Source organism: Microbacterium sp. B35-04 (genome assembly GCF_010634885.1).
Classification (GTDB): Bacteria; Actinomycetota; Actinomycetes; order Actinomycetales; family Microbacteriaceae; genus Microbacterium.
In genome coordinates this window covers 25,545-48,747 of record NZ_MWLP01000008.1, presented here as the reverse complement: position 1 = coordinate 48,747, position 23,203 = coordinate 25,545, and the positions used below count along the sequence as shown (strand labels likewise).

The 23,203-nt window shown below is 70.8% G+C and carries 17 protein-coding genes; 8 read left to right on the top strand and 9 right to left on the bottom strand.

From position 1 onward, the window contains the following. Positions 1-2: 2 nt before the first annotated feature. Complete coding sequence (locus tag B1729_RS02265) at positions 3-1,079, top strand: nucleoside hydrolase (RefSeq protein ID WP_163630484.1); 1,077 nt, start codon at positions 3-5, stop codon at positions 1,077-1,079. After that, entirely contained in the window at positions 1,076-2,572 is a 1,497-nt protein-coding gene (locus B1729_RS02260; protein ID WP_163630482.1) for a DUF1593 domain-containing protein, read from the top strand. The genes B1729_RS02265 and B1729_RS02260 overlap by 4 nt, the downstream gene beginning before the upstream one ends. Positions 2,573-2,674: 102 nt before the next feature. Here B1729_RS02260 and B1729_RS02255 read toward each other — a convergent pair whose 3' ends face one another. The 7 genes from B1729_RS02255 to B1729_RS02225 all read right to left on the bottom strand — a co-directional run bounded on the left by B1729_RS02255 (position 2,675) and on the right by B1729_RS02225 (position 13,307). After that, positions 2,675-4,183, bottom strand: coding sequence for a glycoside hydrolase family 43 protein (locus B1729_RS02255; RefSeq protein WP_163630481.1), 1,509 nt, complete (start codon positions 4,181-4,183; stop codon positions 2,675-2,677). 62 nt (positions 4,184-4,245) lie between these two features. Further along, positions 4,246-5,376, bottom strand: a complete 1,131-nt coding sequence (locus tag B1729_RS02250; protein WP_163630479.1) for a serine hydrolase domain-containing protein — start codon at positions 5,374-5,376, stop codon at positions 4,246-4,248. A 103-nt stretch (positions 5,377-5,479) separates the two neighbouring features. Continuing rightward, positions 5,480-7,903 carry a glycoside hydrolase family 3 C-terminal domain-containing protein gene (locus tag B1729_RS02245; RefSeq protein WP_163630477.1) on the bottom strand — a complete coding sequence of 808 codons (2,424 nt, stop codon included), beginning with the start codon at positions 7,901-7,903 and terminating at the stop codon, positions 5,480-5,482. Positions 7,904-7,993: 90 nt separating this feature from the next. Further along, entirely contained in the window at positions 7,994-8,857 is an 864-nt protein-coding gene (locus B1729_RS02240) for an ATP-binding cassette domain-containing protein (protein WP_163630475.1), read from the bottom strand. Further along, on the bottom strand, positions 8,854-10,776 hold the full coding sequence (locus tag B1729_RS02235) for a dipeptide/oligopeptide/nickel ABC transporter permease/ATP-binding protein (protein ID WP_163630473.1): 1,923 nt from the start codon (positions 10,774-10,776) through the stop codon (positions 8,854-8,856). Before B1729_RS02235 ends, B1729_RS02240 begins: the two co-directional genes overlap by 4 nt. Then, positions 10,773-11,714, bottom strand: a complete 942-nt coding sequence (locus tag B1729_RS02230; protein ID WP_163617755.1) for an ABC transporter permease — start codon at positions 11,712-11,714, stop codon at positions 10,773-10,775. Before B1729_RS02230 ends, B1729_RS02235 begins: the two co-directional genes overlap by 4 nt. Before the next feature lie 63 nt (positions 11,715-11,777). Further along, on the bottom strand, positions 11,778-13,307 hold the full coding sequence (locus B1729_RS02225) for an ABC transporter substrate-binding protein (protein WP_163617754.1): 1,530 nt from the start codon (positions 13,305-13,307) through the stop codon (positions 11,778-11,780). Positions 13,308-13,504: 197 nt separating this feature from the next. On the opposite strand from B1729_RS02225, the gene B1729_RS02220 reads away from it, so the two are divergent. Further along, positions 13,505-14,272, top strand: a complete 768-nt coding sequence (locus B1729_RS02220; RefSeq protein ID WP_239539327.1) for a TetR/AcrR family transcriptional regulator — start codon at positions 13,505-13,507, stop codon at positions 14,270-14,272. Beyond that, on the top strand, positions 14,269-16,716 hold the full coding sequence (locus B1729_RS02215) for a glycoside hydrolase family 2 TIM barrel-domain containing protein (protein WP_163630471.1): 2,448 nt from the start codon (positions 14,269-14,271) through the stop codon (positions 16,714-16,716). Before B1729_RS02220 ends, B1729_RS02215 begins: the two co-directional genes overlap by 4 nt. 97 nt (positions 16,717-16,813) lie before the next feature. Here the strand turns inward: B1729_RS02215 and B1729_RS02210 are convergent, their stop codons facing one another. Beyond that, positions 16,814-18,172 carry an MFS transporter gene (locus B1729_RS02210; protein ID WP_163630469.1) on the bottom strand — a complete coding sequence of 453 codons (1,359 nt, stop codon included), beginning with the start codon at positions 18,170-18,172 and terminating at the stop codon, positions 16,814-16,816. After that, a complete protein-coding gene (locus B1729_RS02205; RefSeq protein ID WP_163630467.1) occupies positions 18,169-18,642 on the bottom strand; it encodes a MarR family transcriptional regulator in 474 nt (157 codons plus the stop codon). The genes B1729_RS02210 and B1729_RS02205 overlap by 4 nt, the downstream gene beginning before the upstream one ends. Before the next feature lie 105 nt (positions 18,643-18,747). Between B1729_RS02205 and B1729_RS02200 the strand changes: the two genes are divergently transcribed. The 4 genes from B1729_RS02200 to B1729_RS02185 all read left to right on the top strand — a co-directional run bounded on the left by B1729_RS02200 (position 18,748) and on the right by B1729_RS02185 (position 23,057). After that, positions 18,748-19,599: an alpha/beta hydrolase gene (locus B1729_RS02200; protein WP_163617750.1), complete on the top strand. Its 852-nt coding sequence runs from the start codon at positions 18,748-18,750 to the stop codon at positions 19,597-19,599. A 197-nt stretch (positions 19,600-19,796) separates the two neighbouring features. Beyond that, positions 19,797-21,398, top strand: a complete 1,602-nt coding sequence (locus B1729_RS02195) for a glycoside hydrolase family 6 protein (protein WP_163630465.1) — start codon at positions 19,797-19,799, stop codon at positions 21,396-21,398. A 189-nt stretch (positions 21,399-21,587) separates the two neighbouring features. Beyond that, positions 21,588-21,914, top strand: a complete 327-nt coding sequence (locus B1729_RS02190; protein WP_163617748.1) for a hypothetical protein — start codon at positions 21,588-21,590, stop codon at positions 21,912-21,914. Between the two features lie 93 nt (positions 21,915-22,007). Then, positions 22,008-23,057: a biotin/lipoate A/B protein ligase family protein gene (locus B1729_RS02185; protein ID WP_163617747.1), complete on the top strand. Its 1,050-nt coding sequence runs from the start codon at positions 22,008-22,010 to the stop codon at positions 23,055-23,057. The last annotated feature ends 146 nt before the right edge of the window (positions 23,058-23,203 follow it).

The following is a 23,203-nucleotide window of genomic DNA, read 5'->3' as shown; positions in this document are numbered from 1 at the left end:
CGATGACGCAGATTCCGAGCGGAAGCCCCCGCCCGACCGGCCGCCCCGCGCGCACCTGGAGCCTGGGCGAGACGCCCTGGCAGCAGATCCCTCCCGTCGGCGGGCCGCGTGCGCGCGTCATCATCGACAACGACTTCGTGGGCGACCCCGACGACCTCTACCAGCTGGTGCACCATCTGCTCTCGCCGAGCGTCGACATCCGGCTCGTCGTGGCTTCCCACCTGCGCGGCGACGACCCGTTCGACTCTTCAGGCCGCAGCGCGCAGAACGCCGAGGCTGTGGCCCGTGACGTGTTCTCGCGGATGGGAATCACGTCCACGGACGTCATCGTCGCGGGGTCGGACGACCCGCTGCCGGACCGCTCGAGCCCACAGCCCGCCCCGGCCGTCGCCGCCATCATCGCCGAGGCCCTGCGCGATGACGTCTCGAGCCCGCTGTTCTACGTCGCCGGCGGCGGCCTGACCGACATCGCCTCCGCGTACCTCACCGATCCGCGCATCGCGGAGCGCCTGACGCTCGTGTGGATCGGCGGTGGTGAGCACGACGGCCTTGCCGTGCCGCCGCCGAACCCCATGCCGGTCGAGTACAACCTGCTCATCGACCCGGTCGCCGGGCAGGTCGTGTTCAACGACTCGACGATCCCGCTGTGGCAGGTGCCGCGGGACGTCTACCGCCAGTGTCTCGTGTCGGATGCCGAGCTGCGCGTCCGCGTGGCGGGGGCTGGTCCGCTCGGCCGCTACCTCTACGACGAGGTCGCGTACGTGTGCGCGATGGTCGCTTCGCATCTGGGCGGAGCGTCGGAGACGTACGCCCTCGGCGACTCGCCGCTGGTGCTGCTCACCGCGCTGCAGTCGGTGTTCGAGCCGGATCCCTCTTCGAGCCGATACGTCCGGCGACCGACGCCCGCGCTCGGCGAGGACGGTGCCTACAGCGATGTCGCCGGTGCACGGCCGATGCGGGTCTACACCTGGGTCGACACGCGGCTGATGTTCGAGGACATGTATCTGAAGCTCGCCGAGTTCGAACGGTGGCAGGCGGCGCCGCATGCCGCCCCGGGGGAGCCTGAGGTGCTCTCATGACGGCACCCGCACCCGTCGCGTCGACCATCCCCCGGCCGCGGACGATCGTCACCGCCGATCCCGAGCTCGACGACCTGAACTCGATGATCCGGTTCCTGCTCTACAGCAACGAGCTCGAGATCGAGGGCCTGATCTACGCGAGCAGCCGGTTCCACTGGCGCGGCGACGGAGCGGGCACGAGCTTCTTCCTGCCCGACCGCGAGTACGACGAGCCGCAGACCTCATGGCGATGGGCACCGGGCGAGCGGTTCATCGACGATGCGGTCGACGCCTACGCACAGGCGCACGCGAATCTCGTGGTGCATGACCCGCGCTTTCCGAGCCCGGAGCGGCTGCGGTCGGTCATCCGCGAGGGCAACGTCGACTTCGAGGGCGACACCTCCGCTGAGACGCCCGGGTCGCGCCTCATCGCCGACGTGCTGCTGGACGATCGCCCGGGCCCCGTCTTCCTGCAGCTGTGGGCCGGACCGAGCACCGTCGCCCGTGCGCTGCGGTCGATCGAGGAGCGGTTCCGCGACACCCCTGACTGGGAAGCCGTGCACGCCACCGTGTCGGCGAAGGCGGTCATCACGAAGTTCGCCTCGCAGGACGGCACGTTCGACGACTACATCGCGCCGGTCTGGCCCGGCATCCGGGTGCTCGAGGTGGCCACGCTCGCCTGGGGCTACATGGCGCGCTGGACCATCCCCGCCGCCCAGCACGGGCTGCTGAGTGCCGAGTGGATGCGCGAGAACGTCACGAGCGTCGGCCCGCTCGGCGCGCTGTACCGCGTCTGGGGCGACGGGCGGCAGATGGTGCCGGGCGACATGACCGACTACTTCCACCCGTCGGGGGTGTCCGCCGACGATCTCCGCGCACAGGGGTACAAGGTGTGGATCGACCCGCAGCCCGCCGGCGAGTGGATCTCGGAGGGCGACAGCACGAACATGCTGAACCTGCTCGTTCCGAGCCTGCGCGGGCACGAGCATCCGTCCTATGGCGGCTGGGGCGGCAGATACGAGCCGACGTCAGAGGGTGCCGACACGTGGGGTCTCACCGACGCCGCCTTCCACCCGGACGGTGCCGACCTCGCGAACGGACCCGGCGGCGACGAGGGGTCCGTGGTGCGCTGGTTCGCCGATGCGCAGGCCGACTTCGCCGCGCGCCTTCGGTGGAGTGTCACGCGCCGCTTCGAAGACGCCAACCACCACCCGGTCCTGGCGATCGAGCAGGGGATCGACCACGGCGTCGAGGCGGGTGGTGAGGTGCGGCTGTCGGCTCTCGTCGACGACCCCGACGGCGACATCGTGCGGGTGCGCTGGTGGATCTACGACGACGCGGGGACGACGGATGCCGCGCTCGCCGCCGTCGACGGGCCCGAGACGACCGTGTACGTGCCTGCCGGCGCGAACCCCGGCGACACGATCCACGTCATCGCCGAGGCATCCGATGATGCTGCCGGGTACCCCCTGAAGTCGTACCAGCGCGTCATCGTCACCGTCACCGGCGCCTAGCGTCCGACCCGTTCACGTCGAGGCTCGTGCTCGGGTGGCACGACGCGCCGCTACGGACGCCCGATGCCGCGTGTTGCGCCACCCGGACGGTGGAGGCATCCGTCAGTCGTCGTCGCCGTCGGCCACCCAGCTCGACACGGCCACCTCGCCGTCGACGGCGTAGACGCCGATGACGCGGCCGGTGAAGGACTCGGTGACCTCGGACGACAGGAAGCGCCCGTCGATCTCGGCGAGCTCGATGCGCTCGCCGTCGATGGTCGCGGCGAGATGGAAGACGTCGCTGGTCGGAAGCATGCCGCCTCCGCCTGCGGGTTTGCGGGAAGCGAGGTGGAGGACGACCGACCCGCCCTGGAACGGATGCGCCCATTCCTGCCGCAGGCCGCCGATCAGTGCGCGGGCGGTGATCGCCGCGCCGCCGGCCTCGAGCTCGATGCGGAAGCCCTCGTCGTACCGGACCGCGATCCCGCCGATCCCGTTCCAGACGTCGAGGGCCACGGTGATCTCGTTCGTCAGGTGCTCCTGACGGCGTCCCACGAAGACCGGCTGCGGGTCGGCGAGGGTGCTGCCGTCCGCGGTCAGCACCAGGCGTCCGTCGGTGACGGTCGAGACGTCGGACGGCAGTCGGCGGACCGCGATCCACTCGCCGTCGAGAGGCTGGGAGAAGTCGATCTCGACGTGCGTGCCGGGCCGCGGGGCGAGCTCCACGGGGGCGATCGACGGCCATCCGTCGGTCCACGTCACCGGCGTCACGAAGGTCTCGCGGCCGAGCGCCGAGAACGCACGCGTGCCGCTGCGCGGCCGCACACCGAGCAGCACGCAGAGCCACTCACCACCGGGGCCGCGCACAAGGTCGCCGTGGCCGGTGTTCTGGACCGGGCGCGGCGTCGACCGCGCCGAGACGAGCGGGTTGTCCGGAGCCCCCGTGAACGGCCCCGTGGGCGCGTCGCCCCGCGCGATCGAGATGGCGTGACCGCGTTCGGTGCCGCCCTCCGCGATCAGGAGATACCACGCGCCCTCGATCTCGTAGAGGTGCGGCGCCTCGGGGAACATCAGCCCCGTGCCCGACCAGAGCGAGCGCGGCTCTTCGAGGGCTCGATGCGATTCGAGGTCGACCCGCACCTGCTGGATGCCGAGGTGCGCCGGCTGGTTCGGATCCAGAGCGCCGCTCAGCTGCAGGCCCGAGAAGGTGACGTAGCAGGTGCCCGCGGCATCCCATGCGATGTCCGGGTCGATGCCCTCGATCGTGCCGGAGCCGTCCGCCTTCAGAAGGAGGTCGCCGTCGCTCCAGGGCCCGGCGGCATCCGTCGCCGTGAAGTGCAGCATGCCCCGCCCCATCGCGTCGGTGATGACGAGGTGGAACACGCCACCGTGGTGGCGGATCGTCGGGGCCCAGGCGCCGCCGCCCGTCGGCACGCCGTCCACGCCGAGCTGGCCGGGGCGCGTGGCGACGTGTCCGATCAGCTCCCAGGTCTCGAAGTCGGCGGAGCGGTGGATGGGGATCCCCGGCAGGTACTCGAACGTCGAGGTCGCGAGGTAGTACGCGCCGCCCACGGCCACGACGGACGGGTCGGGGTGGAAGCCGTTGATCAGCGGGTTGTGCAGCGTCGTCACGGGTGCCTCTCGGATCGGGCGGGTAGTGGGTGGGTGGGCGGGTGGATGCGTCGGCAGGTGGCTCAGGCAGGCAGGATGCGGCCGAGCTCGACGGCGAGCGCGGCCGCGCGCGGGTCGGCGCCGCCCGGCCACGCGCCGCGGGCGATGGTCCAGGCGAAGGCGATGCCGGTGTCGGGGTCGACACACGCCAGCGCGCCCATCGCGCCGTCGTGGCCGAACGCGCGCGGCCCGCCGAAGGAGACGGTCGACGTCGACTTCTGGAAGACGATCGCGTGCGCGCGATCCGGCAGCCCCAGCACCTCGTCGGTGCCGTGCACCTGCTGCTGGCCGATCTGCCACACGGTGTCGGGGGAGAGGAAGGGCGCGCTGCCGTCGACGCCCGTGACCGCGGCGGCGAAGAGGCGCGCGAGTCCCCGCGCGGTGCCCGTGCCCGAACCCGCGGGATGGCCGTATCGCCAGCTCGCCTCGTCGTTCGCGAGATCGACCTGCGGCCCCGGCGTCACCCAGGTGTGCAGACCGATGGCGGTCGGCTGCATCGTCGTCGTGTCGGCCACGGGACGGATCATCGGCAGGACCGGCACCCGTCGCTCCTCGTGGCCGCTGGGCAGGCCGAGGAAGAAGTCGATGCCGTGCGGAGCGCGGATCTCCTGCTCGTAGTACTCGTGCAGCGTGCGGCCCGTCACGCGGAAGACGAGCTCGTCGCCGAGGTTTCCGATCGTGACCGCGTGATAGCCGAAGGCCGAGCCCGGGTGCCAGAACGGCGGGCTGGCCGCGAGCCGCTCGGCCGCGGCGTGATGATCCAGCAGCTCCTCCCAGGTGAGCGGCGGGGTCGCCTGCGGGATGCCGGCCTGGTGCGACAGCAGCTGCCGCACCGTGACGGCACCCTTGCCCTTCGCCGCGAATTCGGGCCAATAGTGCGCGACGCGTTCGTCGAGGTCGAGCTCACCGCGCTCGACGAGGAGCCCGACGGAGAGGCCGATGGTGTTCTTCGTGACCGAGTACGGCACCATCACCGACTCCTCGGAGAGGTGCGGGCCGCCCCAGGCATCGAGCACCGCGACGCCGTCGTGGAACGCGGCGACCTGGAACGACAGATCCGGGTCGGCTGCCAGGTAGCCGTCGATGCGGGCGACGATCTCGTCGAGGCGTTCGTCGGCGCGGCCCCGCAGTCGCTCGGTGGCGAGGTCCTTCATCGGATTCCTTTCGGCGAGGTGGTCGAGGCGAGGTGCTCGAGGGGGCGGGCGCAGTGCAGTCCGCGGCGTTCGTTCCGCCGCGCACCGGGATGCCCCGAAGCTCTCAGCCCATCTTCCACGGAGTGGACAGCGGCAGGTCGGCTACCGATGCGCCGGCGTGCAGCGTGTACTCGCCGGGCTCGATGACCCACTCGCCGTCCCAGTGCGCCAGGCGTCGCCCCGGCACCGGAACGTGCGCGGTGACGGTCTCGCCCGCCTCGGCCTGCACCGTCGCGAATCCGACGAGCCAGCGCACGGGGCGCTCCACCGCGGAGTCCGCGCGCTCGGCATAGACCTGCACGACCTGCTTGCCGGCGCGGTCGCCGGTGTTCGCGAGCGTCACCTCGAGGGCGTCGCCCACGCGCTGGGCCGCACCCCACGACCACGTCGTGTAGCCGAGGCCGTGGCCGAACGGGAACGCCGGCTCGGCATCCGTCTTCAGCCACGCGCGATAGCCGATGTGCAGACCCTCGCGGTACTCGAGACGACCGTCGGTGGGCACCACCTCCGTGACGGGCACGTCCGCGAGCGCGGCCGGCCAGGTCGTGGGCAGTCGCCCGCCGGGCTCGGCGGCGCCGGTGAGCACGTCGGCGATCGCGTGCCCGAACTCCTGCCCGCCGAAGTACCCCTGCACGACCGCCGCGACGTCGACGGCCCACGGCAGCGCGACCGGCGAGCCGGCGTTGACCACGACGACTGTCGGCGTCCCGGTCGCCGCGACCGCGCGCACCAGGTCGTCCTGGTGGCCGGGCAGGTCGAGGCTGGTGCGGTCGTAGCCCTCCGACTCGACCTTCGCGTTGGTGCCCACGACGACGATCGCGACATCGGATGCCGCGGCCTCCGCCGCCGCACGGGCGATGAGCTCCGCGGGATCGGTGCGCTCGGGGGCGATGCCGAGCGTCGCGCTCAGCGCCCCCGACAGCGCACCGCCGGCGGCGCGCGTGAACTCGACGCGCACGGCCGTCTCGCGGCCGGCCTCGACGGCCACCGTCGCCGTGATCGACGGCGGGTTCAGGAACGCGGCGCCGAGGTCGGAACCCTCGATGACGGGTGCGTCGTCGAGCACGAGGCGCTCGTCCACGAACAGCCGCCCCGGGTTCGCGCCGGCGAAGCCGAGCTCGATGTCGCCGGTCTCGGCGGGCGTGTACAGCGTTTCGAACACCACCGTCGCGCTCGCCGCGATCGGCGCGTCGCCGCCGAACCAGACCAGGGCGGTCGAGAGGCGGTTCTCCGCGAAGAGCTCGGTGCCGTCGGCGTCGAAGAACGCGACGCGCATGCCCGCCTCGCCCGTTGCCGGATTTCGCAGCTGTGCGAGCGGGATCTCGCCGACGCCCTCCTGCACGACGGCGCCGATCTCGTACCTCACGTCGGCTTCCGGCACGGCGCCGCGGATCGCGTCGAGGGGCGAGACCACGGCCTCGGGGATCACGGTGGCACTGCCGCCGCCCTGCGTCCGGGCCTCGCGCGCGTTCTGGCCGATGACGGCGACGCGACCGAGCGAGGCGGCATCCAGGGGAAGAACGCCCTCGTTGCGCAGGAGCACGGTGCCTTCGATCGCCGCGGCACGCGCGAAGCGGGGGCCGTCGAGCGGCGCCGGCTCGATCGGGGCGGCATCGCCGAGCGCGCCGACCCGCTCCGCGAGCAGCAGCAGGCGCAGCACCTTGCGGTCGAGGTCGGCCTCGTTCAGGTGCCCGTCGCGGATCGTCGCGACGAGGTCCGCCCACGCGGGGGCGGGACCCGGCATTGCGAGGTCCTGTGCGGCGGGCACGGCGTCGAGCGAGCGCACCGCGGTCCAGTCGCTGATGACGACGCCGTCGAATCCCCACTCGGAGTTGAGCGGCGTCTCGAGCAGGTCGTTCTCGGTCATCGTCACGCCGTCGACGGCGTTGTAGGCGCTCATGAGGGTCCAGGCGCCGGCCTCGACTGCGCGTTCGAACGGCGCGAGATACAGCTCCCGCAGCGCACGCTCGGCGACCTGGACGTCGACGGTGAAGCGGTCGGTCTCGGAGTCGTTGGCCACGTAGTGCTTGGGCGTGGCCGCGACCCCGTTGTCTTGCAGGCCGCGCACGTAGGCGGCGGCGAGCTCGGCGCTCAGCTCCGGGTCCTCGCTGAAGCACTCGAAGTGACGGCCGCCGAGCGGCGAGCGATGGAGGTTGATCGTCGGCCCGAGCACGACGTCGACGCCCTTGCGGCGGGCTTCGGATGCCGCGGCCGCCCCGTACCGGTACGCCAGGTCGACGTCCCACGACGCGGCCAGCGCCGACCCCGAGGGCAGGTTCAGCGACGGCTCGCGCTCGTCCCAGCGCGGACCGCGGACGCCCGCCGGGCCGTCCGACAGCGTCATCGCGCGCAGCCCGATCTCGGGGAGCGGGACGGTGGTCCAGAAATCGGCGCCCTGCACGAGCGCCGCCTTCTGCTCGAGTGTCAGGCGCTCGAGCAGCGGAACGAGGTGGCGCACCGCGTCGGGGTGCGTAGCGATGTCGGTCATCGGGGGAGGTTCTTTCTCAGAGGAGGGTCAGGAGGACGGATGCCGCAGCTCGCCACCCACGGGCCGGGCCGAGCTGCGGCATCCGAGTCGTCAGACGGCGCCGGCGGCCGCTTCGGAGGCGAGCAGTGCGCGACGCGCGATGCGACGCTGCTCCTGCTTGTCGGGGTCGGGGACCGGCGCGGCCATGAACAGGCGCTGCGTGTACGGGTGCTCCGGCTGCGAGGTGACCCGCTCGCCGTCGCCCGACTCGACGATCTCGCCGCGGTACATGACGGCGACCCGGTGGCTGATGTGGCGCACCACCGCGAGGTCGTGCGTCACGAACAGGTAGGCGACGCCGGTGCGGTCCTGGATGTCGATGAACAGGTCGAGCACGCGCGCCTGGGTTGAGAGATCCAGCGCCGACACCGGCTCGTCGCACACGATGAGCCGCGGCCGCAGGGCGAGGGCCCGGGCGATCGCGACGCGCTGGCGCTGGCCGCCCGAGAACTCGCGCGGCAGGCGCCCGCGCGCGTCGGCGGGGAGGCCGACCTGGTCGAGCAGGTCGTGCACGCGGGTCTTCGCCTCCTTCCCGGCGACGCCGGCCGCGGTCAGCGGCTCGGTGAGGATCTGCTCGATCGTCATGGACGGATTCAGCGACGAGTACGGGTCCTGGAACACCACCTGGATCTCGGAGCTGAGAGCGCGCCGCTCCTGCCTCTTCAGGTGGGCGATCTCCTTGCCCTCGTAGCGGATCGAGCCCTCGGTGACGGGTGCGAGGCCCAGTGCGGCCCGGCCCAGCGTGGTCTTGCCGGATCCCGACTCGCCCACAAGTCCCACGGTCTCGCCCGGAAGGATGTCGAGCGAGACGCCCTTGAGCGCCCGGAACGGCTGGGCGCGGAAGCCCTTGCCCGGGTACTCGACGACGAGGTCCTTGATGTCGAGCAGCGGTGTCTGCGGCGTCGGAGTGCTCATGCTCGTGCTCCCTTCTCGGTCGACGGCAGTGCGTTCGAGGGCGCTGCGCTCGACGGCGCTGTGCTCGAGGGCACCGCGACGAGCGGGCCTCGGGCGGGACCCTCGTCGAGGATCGCGTCCAGCAGCGCCCGCGTGTAGGGGTGCTGCGCGTCGTTGAAGATCGCGCGCACGGGTCCCTGCTCGACGAACAGGCCGCTCTGCATGACGGTGACGTGGTCGCAGAGGTCGGCGACGACGCCGAAGTTGTGCGTCACCAGGAGCATGGCCATGTGCCGCTCGGCCTGCAGGTCGCGCAGCAGCTCGAGCACCTCGGCCTGAACGGTCACGTCGAGGGCCGTGGTCGGCTCGTCGGCGATGATCAGGTCAGGATCGGTCGAGACAGCACCGGCGATGAGCACACGCTGCGCCATGCCGCCCGAGACCTCGAACGGGTACGCGTCGAACGTGCGCCTGGGGTTCGGGATGCCGACCCGCGCCAGCAGCTCGAGCGAGCGGTCGGTCGCGGCCCTCTTCGAGAGCCCGAGGTTCTTGCGCAGCGGCTCGACCAGCTGGCTGCCGATCGTGAACGCGGGGTCGAGGTTCGACATCGGCTCCTGCGGGATGTAACCGATGCGCTGGCCGCGGACGCCGGCGTACGCGCGCTCGTCGCCGTCGGCGAGCTCGGTGCCCTCGTACAGGATCGAGCCGGCGGTGACGTGACCGCCGCGGGGGAGCAGGCCCAGCACGGCGAAGGCCGTCTGGGTCTTCCCCGAGCCCGACTCGCCGATGAGACCGTGCACCTCGCCCTTGCGGATGTCGAGCGAGACGCCGTGGACGACCTCGATGTGCGAGCCGTCCGGCTGGTCGTACCCGACGCGGAGATCGCGGACCTCCAGCACCTTCTCGCTCGCCTTGCTGCGCACGTCGTCCTGATGGACGATGACGCCGGAGCTCTCGAAGATCGGCGGCTCGTCGAGGTCGACGACGTCTCCGCCGCCGGTCGAGAGCGACGTGGTGACGGCTGCGATGGAGCCGGTGGCGGTGGCGACGGCGCGGCGGCGCTTGCGCCGCACGGACACCGTGCGCTCGAGCTCGTCGCGCATCACATTGGCCAGGAGCGTCAGCGCGATGCACGTGAGCCCGATCGCGAGCGACGGCCAGAGCATCAGGATGGGCTCCTTGTAGATGTTCTTGAACCCGTCGTTGAGCATCTGGCCCCACGTGGGGACGCTGATGTCGCCGAGGCCGAGGAACTCCAGTCCCGACTGGATCGCGATGGCGATGCCCGCGATGATCGCCCCCTGGATGATGATGGGCGCGCGCACGACCGACAGCACGTGGCGACCGATGATGCGGGTGTCGCTGAGCCCCGAGACGCGTGCGGCGTCGACGTACAGCTCCGAGCGCACCGCGGTGACGGAGGCGTACACGAGGCGGTAGAACGCCGGGGCGAGCAGGATGCCGAAGATGAACATCGAGATCCACACCGACGGGCCCAGCACCGCGCGGGCTGCCAGCAGCACGACGATGCCGGGAAGCGCCATGTTCAGCTCGGTCACCCACGTCGCCGTGCTGTTGAACCAGCCCTGGTAGTAGCCCGCGATGAGACCGCTGGTCACGCCGAGGACGACGGCGACGACGAGAGCGAGGAGGGCGGCGGAGACACTGATCTGCGTCGCCACCAGCAGGCGCGACAGCACGTCGCGACCGCTGCCGTCGGTGCCGAGGATGTGCTCGGCACTGGGCGGCGAGAGCACGTTGCGGATGTCGGCGTAGTTGGGGTCCTGCGGTGCGATCCACGGTCCGATGATCGCGATGACCGCCACGAACGCGAGGAAGAGGAGGGAGGCGAGTCCCAGGGGGCGCCGCACGAGACGTCGCCAGAGCGCAACGCGCACCGGCGCGACGGGGACAGCGAGGGGAACGTCGACAGCGGTCATGACAGTCGCACCTTCGGGTTCAGCGCCGCTTGGGCGAGGTCTATGAGGAGGTTGACGACGACGACGATGATCGCGAAGACGATCACCAGGGCCATGACGACGGGGATGTCGCCGAGCGTCGTCGCCCGGACGGTGAGCTGGCCCATGCCGGGGATGGCGAAGACCTGCTCCACGATCACCGCGCCGCCGAGAAGGCCGATGAACTGCACGGCCAGCACCGCGAGGGCGGGGCCGCCGGCGTTGCGGAGCACGTGGCGGTAGACCACCGAGTTCGCGCTCAGCCCACGCGAGCGGAGCGTCCGCACGTAGTCGCGGGACATGGCGTCGATGACCGAGCCGCGCACCTGCTGGGTGACGGTCGCGATCGCGCCGATCGACAGGGCGATGATCGGCAGCGTGACCGACGACAGCCACCCTGGCACCGATGTCGCAAGCGGGATGTACCCCGTCGCCTTGAACCAGCCGAGGTTGATCGCGAAGACGAGCACCAGGAAGAGGGCGATGAGGAAGCCGGGGATCGCGAAGCCGATGAGCGAGAACACCTGGACGGTGCCGTCTACGGCCCCGCCGCGCCGGGCGGCGAGGACACCCACGACGACGGAGATGATCGCCGAGATCACCGTCGCGCCGATCACGATCGACAACGTCACGGCGACGCGATTGGTGACGCTCGTCGTGACCAGCTCACCGGTGAACCAGCTGCGGCCGAGGTCGCCGGTGAACGCCGACGTCAGCCAGTCGAAGTACTGGGTCAGCAGCGGCCGGTTGAGGCCCAGTTCCTCGGCCTTCTTGGCGACGGTGTCGGCGGTCGCGTTCTCTCCGAGGATGCGGCGCGGGATGTCGCCTCCGGCCGCGTAGAGGAGGACGAACGCGAGGAAGGAGATCACCGCGATGAGGATGACGCCGGACAGCAGGCGTCTGAGGATGAATGCAAGCATGTCTGTCGCTTCCCGTGGGTGGTGTCGCCCCGCCCGCGCGCGACGCGCGGGCGGGGCGAGGACTCAGTTCTTCGGCGAGAATCCGAAGATCGAGGGGTAGGCGTTCGACGGCCAGAACTCGAGGTCCGTGTTCGCGTCGACCGCGTAGGTTCCCTGCACCCGGAAGAACGGGGCGAACCAGGCGTTCTCGACGATCCAGGCGTTCAGGTCCGTCGTCGCCTGGTCGGCCTCTTCCTGTGTGCCGTTCTGGATGGTGCTGATGTACTCGTCCACCTGTGGGTCCTGCGAGTGGAACGGGTTGAAGGTCGCGTCAGGCGCGATCATGAAGTTGATCAGCTGCCAGTCGGGGTTCTGCTCCAGCGCCATCCACGTCGCCGGGTACTTCGGCGCGAGCATGTCGGTGATGAAGTTGCCGGTGCCGGGGTCGGTGTAGTTCACCGTGATCCCGATGTCGGCGAGCTGCTGCGCGACGAGGTCGAAGGTGGTCTGGAATGCGGCGGTCGACATCATGTTCAGCGTGAACCCGTCCGGGTAGCCAGCCTCGGCAAGGAGCTCCTTGGCGCCTTCGGGGTCGTACCCGTAGGTGCTGTCGAGTGCCTCGTCGTAGCCGACCGACGTGGTCGGGAAGACCTGCTCGGTCACCGTGCCGTAGCCCGCCTGCAGCGCCTCGAGGAGCGCCTCGCGGTCGAACGCCATGTTGATCGCCCTGCGGACGTTGACGTCGGCCAGCTCGGGCGCCATCGTGCCGGCGCGGTCGAACAGCAGCAGGCCCTGGAAGTCGAGCTCGTTGGCCTCGATGGTCCAGCCGGATGCCTCGATCTCGGGGATCGTGTCGTTGTTGACGATCTTCGCGCCGTTGGCCTCGCCCGCCTTGAGGGCGTTCAGGGTGGCGGTGGGGTCCTCGATGACGTTGATCGTCAGGTTGTCGTACTTGACCACGTCGGGGTTCCAGTACTCGGGATTGGCCGTGTAGACGTACGTGGTGCCGGTGACGCTGGCGGCCGTGTCGAGCACGTAGGGGCCGGAGCCGACAGGCTCGGTCGCCGAATCCGGGTCGTCGAACGTCGAGGGTGCCTGGATCAGCCCGGGTGCGATCGACAGCAGGTTGACCAGCGACGGGTCGGGCGCGGGCTGGGTGATCGTGACGGTGGTGGCGTCGACGGCCGCGAACTCCTTGCCCACGAGCGTCGCGGCCTGCGGCGCGGTGCCGTCGCGGAAGCGCTCGAGGCTGCCGACGACGGCCTCGGCGTCGAGCGGAGTGCCGTCGGTGAACTCGACGTCGTCGCGGAGCGTCAGCGTGAGCACCGTGTTGTCTTCGTTGTACTCCCAGTCGGTGGCGAGCCAGGGCTCGATCTCACCCTCGCCGTTCTTCTGCAGCAGCGTGTCGAACACCGCCTGGAAGAACGGGCTGCGGTTACCGTACTCGGCGCCCTGACCGATGTCGTAGCTCGTCGGGCCGATGATGGCGGTGAGGGTGAGCCGGTCGGCTCGGCCGGAATCGCTCGTGCCGGAGTCATCCCCGCCACCGGCGCAGCCGGTGAGGGCGATCGCGGCGATCGCGATGGTGGCTGCTGTGGCCTTCCAACGGAACATCCTTGGTCCCTTCATCTGTGGCGATACCCCTGCGGATCGCCTACTTGCCGGGAGACGCTAACAGCAATATCGAGTGAGCGCTAGGTTTTTAGAACAAAAAACTAGCGAAGACTCGGAATTCGTTATAGAACGGAGAGGAAGGACCCCGGCGGGCACCGATGGCGGTGCGCGAGACGACCCGGGGATACGGTGAGACGATGACCGAGACGACCTCCGCCGCGAAGCGGGAGGGGACCGCTCCCACGAGGATGCGCAAGCCCCGCGGCGAGTATGCGAAATCCGCCGCGACCCGCACCGCGATCCTGGACGCTGCCCTCGAAGTGTTCGCCGAGTCCGGCTATCGGGCGGGCTCCCTGCGGGAGGTCGCGGAGCGCGTGGGCATGAGCGAGGCCGGACTGCTGCACCACTTCCGCAGCAAGAGCGCGCTGCTGATGGCCGTACTCGATCACCGTGACGAACTGGCGCGCGCCCTCGTCGACTTCGACCTGCCCGACGGTATCGAGGCGCTTCGCGGCCTGGTCACGCTCGCCGAGCACAACGCCTCGATTCCGGGGGTCGTCGAGCTGTACTGCACCCTGTCGGCCGAGGCCACTTCTCCGGCGCATCCGGCGCATGCCTACTTCGTGAATCGCTACGAATCCGTGCGCGAGAGCATCACCGCGTCGTTCCGGCGCGTCGCCGAGGCGGGACGCCTCAACCCGGGTGTCGACCCCGGCCGCGCGGCCGTAGCGACCATCGCCCTCATGGACGGGCTCCAGGTGCAGTGGCTGCTGGACCCCGGGTCCACCGACATGGCGGAGGCGCTCGCCGAGGCGTTCCGCAGCATGGTCAGCGGTTACGACCTCGCCGGCCTCGAGCAGGTGCTCGACGCGCGGTCGGCGGCTGCGGCATCCGTCGACGCCGTCGAGACCAGCGCTGCCGCCCTCCCGGCGACCGGCGCAGCGACCGAGGCAGCAGAGGCATGATCCGCGAGCCCTTCCTCGACGGCTGGACCGTGGGGCCGAAGCTCGGCGCGTTCGAGGCGGCGACAGCCGAGTCCGCGCCGCGCGCCGTGCGCATGCCGCACGATGCGGTCCGCGACCTTCCCCGCTCGGCCGACAGCGACCAGGGCGTGCACACCGGCTACGTCCCCGGGGGCGTGTTCGAGTACGCCAAGACGTTCGAGGTGCCGGACGCCTGGCGGGAGAAGACCGTGCGGCTCGAGTTCGAGGGCGTCTACCGCGACGCCGTCGTCTTCCTGAACGGCGACGCGGTCGTGCACGAGCCCAACGGCTACAACGCGTTCGAGGCCGTGCTCGACCCCTACCTCCGCTACGGGGAGCAGAACCGGATCACCGTGGAAGCTCGCGTCCACCGCGACAGCCGGTGGTATTCCGGAGCGGGCATCTATCGGCCGGTGCACCTCGTGGTGGCCGATCCGGTGCACATCCCGCTCGACGGCACGCGCGTGACGACGCCCGACATCGACGCCGAGCGCGCGATCGCGAGCATCGCGACGACGGTGCGGAACGCCTCGCGCCATACCCGCACGCTGCGCGTCGCCTGGGTGGTGATGGCGCCGGACGGCTCCGACGTCGCGTCGGGCACGGCGCCGGTGACGGTGCTCCCCGGCTCCGAGGCGGTGGCGCGCGTGCGCCTCGCCGTCGAGGGCCCCGCGCTCTGGAGCGACCAGTCGCCCTCGCTTCACCGCGTGCGCACGAGCCTCGCCGACGAGGACGGACAGGTGATCGACACGGATGCCGCGACCTTCGGCATCCGTCGCCTGCAGGTCGATGCGCGGCACGGACTGCGGATCAACGGCGAGAGCGTAAAGCTGCGGGGCGCCTGCGTGCACCACGACAGCGGGCCGCTCGGGGCGGCGACGTTCGCCGACGCCGAGGACCGGCGCGTGCGCCTCCTCAAGGAGGCGGGGTTCAACGCGCTGCGGAGCGCCCACAATCCGATGAGCCGCGCGATGCTCGACGCGTGCGACCGGCACGGCGTGTTCGTGATGGACGAGCTCACCGACACCTGGACCCGTTCGAAGGTCGCCTTCGACGCGGCTCCGGGCTTTTCGGCACGCTGGCGTCACGACGTCGACGCCCTCGTCGCGAAGGACCTGAACCACCCGAGCGTCATCATGTACTCGATCGGGAATGAGATCCTCGAGCTCGCGACGCCGGCCGGGTCCGCGTGGAGCCGGCGCCTCGCCGAGGCGATCCGCGACCTGGACGACACCCGCCTGGTGACGAACGGCATCAACGGCATCATCGCCAACCTCGGCCGCTTCGAGACGGATGCCGCGCCCGGCGATGAGGCCGCGCCAGACGCCTCCGACCCGAACACGATGATGGCCGCGATGGGCGACATGATGGCCGCGGCCAACGCGTCGGAGCTCGTGACGCAGTCGACCGAGGAATCGGCGTCGGTGCTCGACGTCGTGGGCTTCAACTACGCCGAATCGCGCTATGAACTGGACGGCGAGCTGTTCCCGAACCGCATCATCGTGGGCTCCGAGACGTTCCCGTCGCGCATCGAGAAGATGTGGGAGCTCGTCGAGCGCCTCGACCACGTCATCGGCGACTTCACGTGGACTGGCTGGGACTATCTCGGCGAGGCCGGCATCGGCCGCGTCGACTACACCGACGAGCCGGGCTACGAGCCGACCGGCACGGCAGGCCCGTACCCGCACCTGCTCGCCGGCTGCGGCGACATCGACATCACCGGGCACCGCCGCCCGGTCTCGTACTACCGCGAGATCGTGTTCGGGCTGCGCACCGAGCCGTATCTGACGGTGCATCCACCGCGACACCACGGCCGCCCGACCGCGACGACGCCGTGGTCGTGGGACGACTCGGTGTCGTCGTGGACGTGGGATGCCGAGCTCGGCGTCCCCGTCACGGTCGACGTCTATGCGCCCGCCGAGGAGGTCGAGCTGCTCCGCGACGGCGTCTCGCTCGGCGTGGCGACGGTCGGCGCCGAGAAGGCGTTCCGCGCGCGGTTCGAGACGGAGTACCGGCCCGGCGAGCTCGTCGCGGTCGCCCGCAGCGGTGGCCGCGAGGTCGGCAGGACGGCGCTGCGCACGGCGGGAGAGCCCGTGCTCACGGCATCCGTCGAGCAGTCCCAGATCACGGTGGACGGTCTCGGGTTCGTGGCCGTCTCGCTCGCCGACACCGACGGAGTCATCGCGTCCGACGCCGATCGCCTCGTCACGGTGTCGGTCGAGGGCGATGCCGAACTGGTCGGCCTCGGCACCGGCCGCATCCGCACGGAGGAGTCGTTCGCCGGTCCGTCGGTCACGACCTTCAACGGGCGCGCGCTCGCGATCGTCCGGCCGACGGGTCCGGGCCGGGCGACCGTGACCGTCACTGCCGAAGGCCTCGCGCCCGCCGTCGCGTCCCTCGCCGTCTCCAGCTCCGCCCCACGCTGACGCCCCCCGCCGGGAGCCGCGACAGGGGAGATTTCCGCACGCCGGAGCGTGCGGAAATCTCCCCTTTCGCGCGTCCGCGTGCGGGGGCGGGAGGGGGTCAGCTTGCAGCGCGGGTGCGGGCGGGCAGCTCGTCGTCGTCTCGCGGCAGCGGGATCGGCGTGGTGCCGGCGACCTCGTCGCTGAACTCCTCGGGCACGACGACGCTGAGCGGCCGCGTCTCGTCGAGCGTCAGGCGGAACCGCTTGCGCTCGTGGCGGTGCAGGCGGCCGGAGACGAGCAGCCACGTCGCGCCGATCGCGAAGGCGACGAAGGCGGCCGCAGCGCCGACCAGGATCGCGGCGCGGGGGCCGAACTCGGCGGCGACCCAGCCGACGATCGGTGCGCCGATCGGCGTCCCGCCCATCAGGATCGCCATGTACAGCGCCAGCACGCGGCCGCGCAGCGCCGGGTCGGTCGTGGTCTGCACGTAGCCGTTCGCCGTCGCCATCATCGTCACGACGGAGAAACCCGTGAACACCAGCGTCGCGGCGTACATCCAGTACGTGGGCATGAACGCAGACACCACCGCGGCGACGCCGAACATCGCCGTGCCCACGATGAGCACGCGCAGGCGGGCCCGATCACGACGGGCGGCCAGCAGCGCGCCCGCGACTGAGCCGATCGCGAGGATCGAGCTGAGCAGGCCGAAGCCGTCGGCCTCCTTGCCGAACTCGACCGCCATCGTCGACGCCAGGATGGGGAAGTTCATGCCGAACGCGCCGATGAGGAAGACCATCGCGAAGGTCACGATGAAGTCGGGACGCCGGGCGACGTACCTCACGCCGTCGGCGAGGCGCGACGACTGCGGCGCCTTCACGCGCGGCACCAGCTCGTTCGTGCGGATCAGGACGAGGGCGCCGAGCATGGCGAGGAAGGTCACGGCGTTGGCCACGAACACCCACCCGGTGCCGATGGCGACGATCACGATGCCCGCCACCGCGGGGCCGATCATGCGCGCGCCATTGAACGACGCCGCATTCAGGGCGACGGCGTTGGAGGCGTTCTCACGCGCGACGAGGTCGGATACGAATGTCTGTCGCGCCGGGTTGTCGAAGGCCGCGACGACACCGAGTGCCAGCGCGAAGCCGTACATGATCGGCAGCGTCATCACGCCGGCGAAGATGAGCGCGCCGATGGCGACGCCGAGCAGCAGCAGCAGGCTCTGTGTGAGGAGGAGGAGCTTGCGGCGGTCGAAGCGGTCCGCGACGAGCCCGGTGACGCCCACCAGCAGCAGCGGCGGAGCGAACTGCAGCGCCATCGTGACACCCATGGCGGCGGCGTCGTTGGACGTCAGCTCGGTCAGCACGACCCAGCTGATGGCCGTCGCCTGCATCCATGCGCCGATGTTCGACACCAGGGCGCCGATGAACCAGACGCGGTAGTTGAAGGCCGAGAACGACCGGAACATGGCGCTCATCGCGCCACCATCCGCTGCATGATCTCGGCGGCTGCGGCGACGGTGTCGCGCTCGGCGGGCGTGAGTTCGGCGAGGGATGCCTCGACCCACGCGTCGCGGCGGCGTGCCGTCTCTTCGACCACGGCCTCGCCGTCGGGCGTCAGCGAGATGACGACCTTGCGGCCGTCGCGCTCGTCGGCGGCGCGGACGATGTAGCCGGATTCCTGCAGGCAGTTGACGGTGCGGTTCATGGAAGGCGCCGACACGCGCTCGCGCTCGGCGAGCTCGCCGAGGGTGTGCGCGCCGTGCACGCGCAGGGCCGCCAGAACGGCGAACTGGCCGTCGCTCATCGAGTCGACGGCGCGCTGCGTGCGCATCCGCCGGGCCAGGCGGAACGTGGCGATCCGCAGCTGCGATGCGGCGGGGGAGAGGTCGGGCTGGTCGCCCGGGTCGGTGCCGGTGGCTGGAATGGGGATCACGTTGCTGTTCATGCGATTACTTAGCATAGCTCATTAGTCCTGCTAAAGAAAATGGACCGGTGCCGCCTCCCGGGTTCGTGCGCGGGGCGTCGGCGTCCCGCACCTAGACTTCTGCGCATGCCCGAGTTCATCGATGCGCACGGCATCACGATCTTCTTCGACGTCCACCCGGCGAAGACCGAACCGCGGGCGGTCGTGCAGCTGCTGCACGGCGTCGGCGAGCACGCCGGGCGGTACGCCGTGCTGGTTGACGCGCTCACCGCGCACGGCTACGCCGTGTGGGCCGCCGACCACCGCGGCCACGGTCGCACCGGCATGACCCAGCACGGCGGCGACGTCGCCCTGCTCGGACATCTCGGGCCCGGTGGCCTGCGGGCAGCGCTCGCCGCGATGTGGCAGTTCACCGAGCAGGTCCGCGCCGAGAACCCCGATCTGCCGCTCGTGCTGCTGGGGCACTCCGGCGGGTCGGTGCTCGCTCAGATGCTCGTGAACCTGCATCCCCAGTCGTACGACGGACTGATTCTTACAGGCTCGGCGCTGCGCATGCCGGGATCGATCCACACCAGCGGACTGAACAAGCCCTGGGACGGTCCCGACGCGATGGGCACCGAGTGGCTCTCGAGTGATCTGTCGGTGGGGCGTGCTTTCCTGGACGATCCGCTCACGACCAGCGAAGAGCCGATCAAGCTGATCGGCGTGCTGGACTCGCTTCGCATGTACGGTCTGCCCCGCAAGAACCTCGGTCGCGACATCCCGACGCTCCTCATGGTGGGCCGCGACGACACGGTGGGCGGGCCGCGCAGCGTGCACAGGCTCGCCGATGCGTATCGCACGCGCTCCGGCTTCACCGACGTGACGACGCTCGTCTACCCGGAGGCGCGCCACGAGATCTTCAACGAAGTCATGCAGCAGGATGTCCGCGCCGATCTGCTCGCCTGGCTCGATCGGACCGTGCCCGCCCGGGACTGAACCCGGCCGCTGCCTCCGGCTGGCTCGGCTGTCCCGTTTCCACCGTTGACGACCGGCGGCTGATGAGTCATCCTGGCGGCAGTGGTCACCGTGGGAGCGCTCCCACGCCGGGTTCGGATGCCCGGCGAGCCGTCGGTCCCGCAGTGCCGCTCCCCGGGCGACGGTGCCCGGAGGTCGACGACGACCAGGAGACCCACATGACCCACCCACTCGCCAGACTCCGCGCGCGTCCGCCACAGCGCGCCTGGGCACTGGGCGCCGCTGCCGCACTCGCGGTGGGGCTCGCCGTGCCGCTGAGCGCGACCGCGGCTGCCGCCGACGAACCGGACGGCGACCTCGTCGGCTCCGAGCTCTACGTCAACCCGTGGAGCACGACCCTCGAAGCCGCCCAGTCCCTCACCGGACAGGCGCGGGACGACGCCCAGTTGCTGGGCTCGATCCCGTCCGCGAACTGGTTCACCTCGGGCACGCCGGCCGAGGTCGAGGCGGCGGTCGATGACGTGGTCACCGCTGCCGCCGCGCAGGGCCGCATGCCGGTGCTCGTCGCCTACAACCTGCCCTACCGCGACTGCGCGCAGTACTCGGCGGGCGGAGCGGCGGACACCGCGGCGTACAACGCCTGGATCGACGGGTTCACCGCCGGCATCGGGGATCGTGCCGCCACCGTGATCCTCGAGCCCGACGGCCTCGGCATCATCCCGCACTACGTCACGCTCGACGGGCAGATGGAGTGGTGCCAGCCGGCCGAGGTGCCCGCCGACACCGCCGCCGCCGACCGCTTCACCCAGCTGAACCACGCCGTGGATGCGATCGGCGCTCTGCCCGAAGCATCCGTATATCTCGACGGCACCAGCTCGGCGTGGCTCAACGTCGGCGAGATCTCGGACCGTCTGATCAAGGCCGGCGTGCAGGACGCAGACGGGTTCTTCCTCAACGCGTCCAACTACCAGTTCACCGCGAACAACACCGCATACGGCACCTGGGTGTCGCAGTGCATCGCCTACGCCGCGCAGGTCAACCCGGGTGACTTCGGCTCGTGCGGCAACCAGTACTGGAACGGCGGCCCTGCGACCGATTGGCAAGGTGTGGCCATGTCGCCGTACGGCGAATGGAGCGCAGATGCCGCCGACCCCGCGCTGAACACGAGTGGCGTCGATTCGCGCTACGCGGCGATCCTCGGCGATGTCGAGGCCACCACGCACTTCGTCATCGACACCAGCCGCAACGGCCTCGGGCCCTGGAACCACGAAGGCCTGTACGGCGACACGCACGAAGACTGGTGCAACCCGCCGGATCGCGGCCTGGGCACCCGCCCCGACACGACGACGGGTGCGCCCCTCGTGGACGCGTACCTGTGGATCAAGGTGCCGGGCGAGTCCGACGGCAAGTGCTACCGCGGCACGGCGGGACCGCTCGATCCGGGGCGCGGCATGGAGGACCCCGCGGCCGGTCAGTGGTTCGTCGAGCAGGCGCGCGAGCTCATCGCCCTCGCGAACCCGCCGATCGCGCCGCTCGACTGCCACGTCGAGTGGGCCGCCGACGGCGAGGAGGTCGCCTTCTCTGCGACGGTGCGCCTGTCGGGCGTCGTCGCCGACCGGTGGACGCTCGCGTTCGCCGTACCGGACGGCCAGACCGTGACGAAGGCCACGCGCGCCACCGTCACGCAGTCCGACGGCACGGTGAGCGTCTCGGGCACGACCAAGAAGGGTGGCAACGCGCCCGACACGGTGATCCACGCGAAGGGCGCGGCGAGCACGCCGTGGCAGTTCCTTCTCGACGGGCGGGCCTGCACCTCATAGCAAGGCGCGTGCCGCACTCCTGAGAGGCGGCGATGACGGATGCCTCGCCCCGTCGTCGCCGCCTCTTACCAGTCCCGCGGGTGCCGCGTCCAGCCCCGGCTTGTTTCGGAGGCCCGGTGCCGCGCGTCGATAGGCTGACCGGCGCCGCGGCGGTTGCCGCGGCATCCCTCGCGAAAGGTTCCCCCCACCTTGATCACCCTCAGCTGGCTCCTGCTCATCGCGCTCATCGGCGGCGCGCTCGCCCTCTTCGACGGCATCCTCCGGGTGCGCGGCAAGGGCAACACCGTCGTCGGCATCATCGAGATCGTCGTCGCGGCGCTCTTCATCCTGTCGCTGTTCCTGCCCGGCATCCCGTTCGGGTCGCTCGTGCTGGCGATCGCGACGCTCATCGTGATCGTCGTGGGGCTCCTGCTCCGCGGCCGTCAGGGCATCGGCATCGCGATCGCGGCTCTCGCGGTCATCGCGCTGTGGATCGTGCTCGTCAACCGGTGGCTGGTGATCCCCGGGATCAACTGACCTGGTCGGCCGGGCGTCGCCTTCGGGCGGCGCCCGGCCTGCGCGCCCTGGGTGGCCGCCCGGCCTCCGGCGCCCCGGCAATAGGCTGAACGCATGCACGGCGAATACAAGGTGCCCGGCGGAAAGCTCGTCGTCGTCGACCTCGAGGAGCGCGACGGCCGCATCGCGGACTTCCACCTCGCAGGCGACTTCTTCCTCGAGCCCGACGACGCGCTCGGCGACATCGATGCCGCCGTCAACGGACTGCCGATCGAGTCGGACGTCGCGACCATCGCCGCCGCTGTGCGGTCCGCCCTTCCGCGCGGGGCGCAGCTGCTGGGCTTCACCCCCGAGGCGGTCGGCACCGCGGTGCGCCGGGCCCTCGTGACCGCGCCCGGCTGGCGGGATTTCGACTGGGAGATCGTGCACGACAAGCCCGTCTCGCCGCGCATGAACCTCGCGCTCGACGAGGTCCTCACCGGCCGCGTCGGCGACGGTCGACGGCGTCCGACGCTGCGGATCTGGGAGTGGGACGAGAACGCCGTCGTGATCGGCTCGTTCCAGTCCCTCCGCAACGAGGTCGATCCCGAGGGCGCCTCGAGGCACGGCTTCGACGTGGTCCGCCGCATCTCGGGCGGCGGCGCGATGATGATGGGCGCCAACTCGATCGTCACCTACTCCCTCTACGTGCCGGCATCCCTCGTCGCCGGACTCACGTTCGCCGACTCGTACGCGTTCCTCGATGACTGGGTGCTGCAGGCGCTGCGGGCGCTGGGTGTCGAGGCGACCTACCAGCCGCTCAACGACATCGCCTCGCCCCAGGGCAAGATCGGCGGCGCGGCGCAGAAGCGGCTCGCGAACGGGGGAGTGCTGCACCACGCGACGCTCAGCTACGACATGGACGGTCAGATGATGACCGAGGTGCTGCGCATCGGCCGCGAGAAGCTCAGCGACAAGGGCACGACCTCGGCGGCCAAGCGCGTCGACCCACTGCGCCGCCAGACCGGCCTGCCTCGCGAGGCCATCATCGCCAAGCTCGAGGAGACGTTCGCCAACCTCTACGGCGCCGTCCCCGGTCGCATCACCGACGACGAGTACGCCGAGGCCGAGGCGCTCGTGGAGTCCAAGTTCGCGACCGACGCGTGGCTGCGCCGGGTCCCGTGACGGGCCGGCGCGCGTGAGCTCGGCTGCGGGCGGAACGGATGCCCCCGGCAGTGCGACCGCCCCCGGGAGCGCGACGGCTGCGGCTGGGGCTGAGGCCCGTGGCAGCGCGGCGGCCCCCGGGAGCGCGCGAGGTCCGGGTGCGGCCT

Bases quoted from the DNA above. Each gene is read 5' to 3' on its own strand.
- B1729_RS02265 (WP_163630484.1), top strand. From the start codon at position 3: ATGACGCAGATTCCGAGCGGAAGCCCCCGCCCGACCGGCCGCCCCGCG.
- B1729_RS02260 (WP_163630482.1), top strand. From the start codon at position 1,076: ATGACGGCACCCGCACCCGTCGCGTCGACCATCCCCCGGCCGCGGACG.
- B1729_RS02250 (WP_163630479.1), bottom strand. From the start codon at position 5,376: ATGAAGGACCTCGCCACCGAGCGACTGCGGGGCCGCGCCGACGAACGC.
- B1729_RS02245 (WP_163630477.1), bottom strand. From the start codon at position 7,903: ATGACCGACATCGCTACGCACCCCGACGCGGTGCGCCACCTCGTTCCG.
- B1729_RS02240 (WP_163630475.1), bottom strand. From the start codon at position 8,857: ATGAGCACTCCGACGCCGCAGACACCGCTGCTCGACATCAAGGACCTC.
- B1729_RS02235 (WP_163630473.1), bottom strand. From the start codon at position 10,776: ATGACCGCTGTCGACGTTCCCCTCGCTGTCCCCGTCGCGCCGGTGCGC.
- B1729_RS02230 (WP_163617755.1), bottom strand. From the start codon at position 11,714: ATGCTTGCATTCATCCTCAGACGCCTGCTGTCCGGCGTCATCCTCATC.
- B1729_RS02225 (WP_163617754.1), bottom strand. From the start codon at position 13,307: ATGTTCCGTTGGAAGGCCACAGCAGCCACCATCGCGATCGCCGCGATC.
- B1729_RS02220 (WP_239539327.1), top strand. From the start codon at position 13,505: ATGACCGAGACGACCTCCGCCGCGAAGCGGGAGGGGACCGCTCCCACG.
- B1729_RS02215 (WP_163630471.1), top strand. From the start codon at position 14,269: ATGATCCGCGAGCCCTTCCTCGACGGCTGGACCGTGGGGCCGAAGCTC.
- B1729_RS02210 (WP_163630469.1), bottom strand. From the start codon at position 18,172: ATGAGCGCCATGTTCCGGTCGTTCTCGGCCTTCAACTACCGCGTCTGG.
- B1729_RS02205 (WP_163630467.1), bottom strand. From the start codon at position 18,642: ATGAACAGCAACGTGATCCCCATTCCAGCCACCGGCACCGACCCGGGC.
- B1729_RS02200 (WP_163617750.1), top strand. From the start codon at position 18,748: ATGCCCGAGTTCATCGATGCGCACGGCATCACGATCTTCTTCGACGTC.
- B1729_RS02195 (WP_163630465.1), top strand. From the start codon at position 19,797: ATGACCCACCCACTCGCCAGACTCCGCGCGCGTCCGCCACAGCGCGCC.
- B1729_RS02185 (WP_163617747.1), top strand. From the start codon at position 22,008: ATGCACGGCGAATACAAGGTGCCCGGCGGAAAGCTCGTCGTCGTCGAC.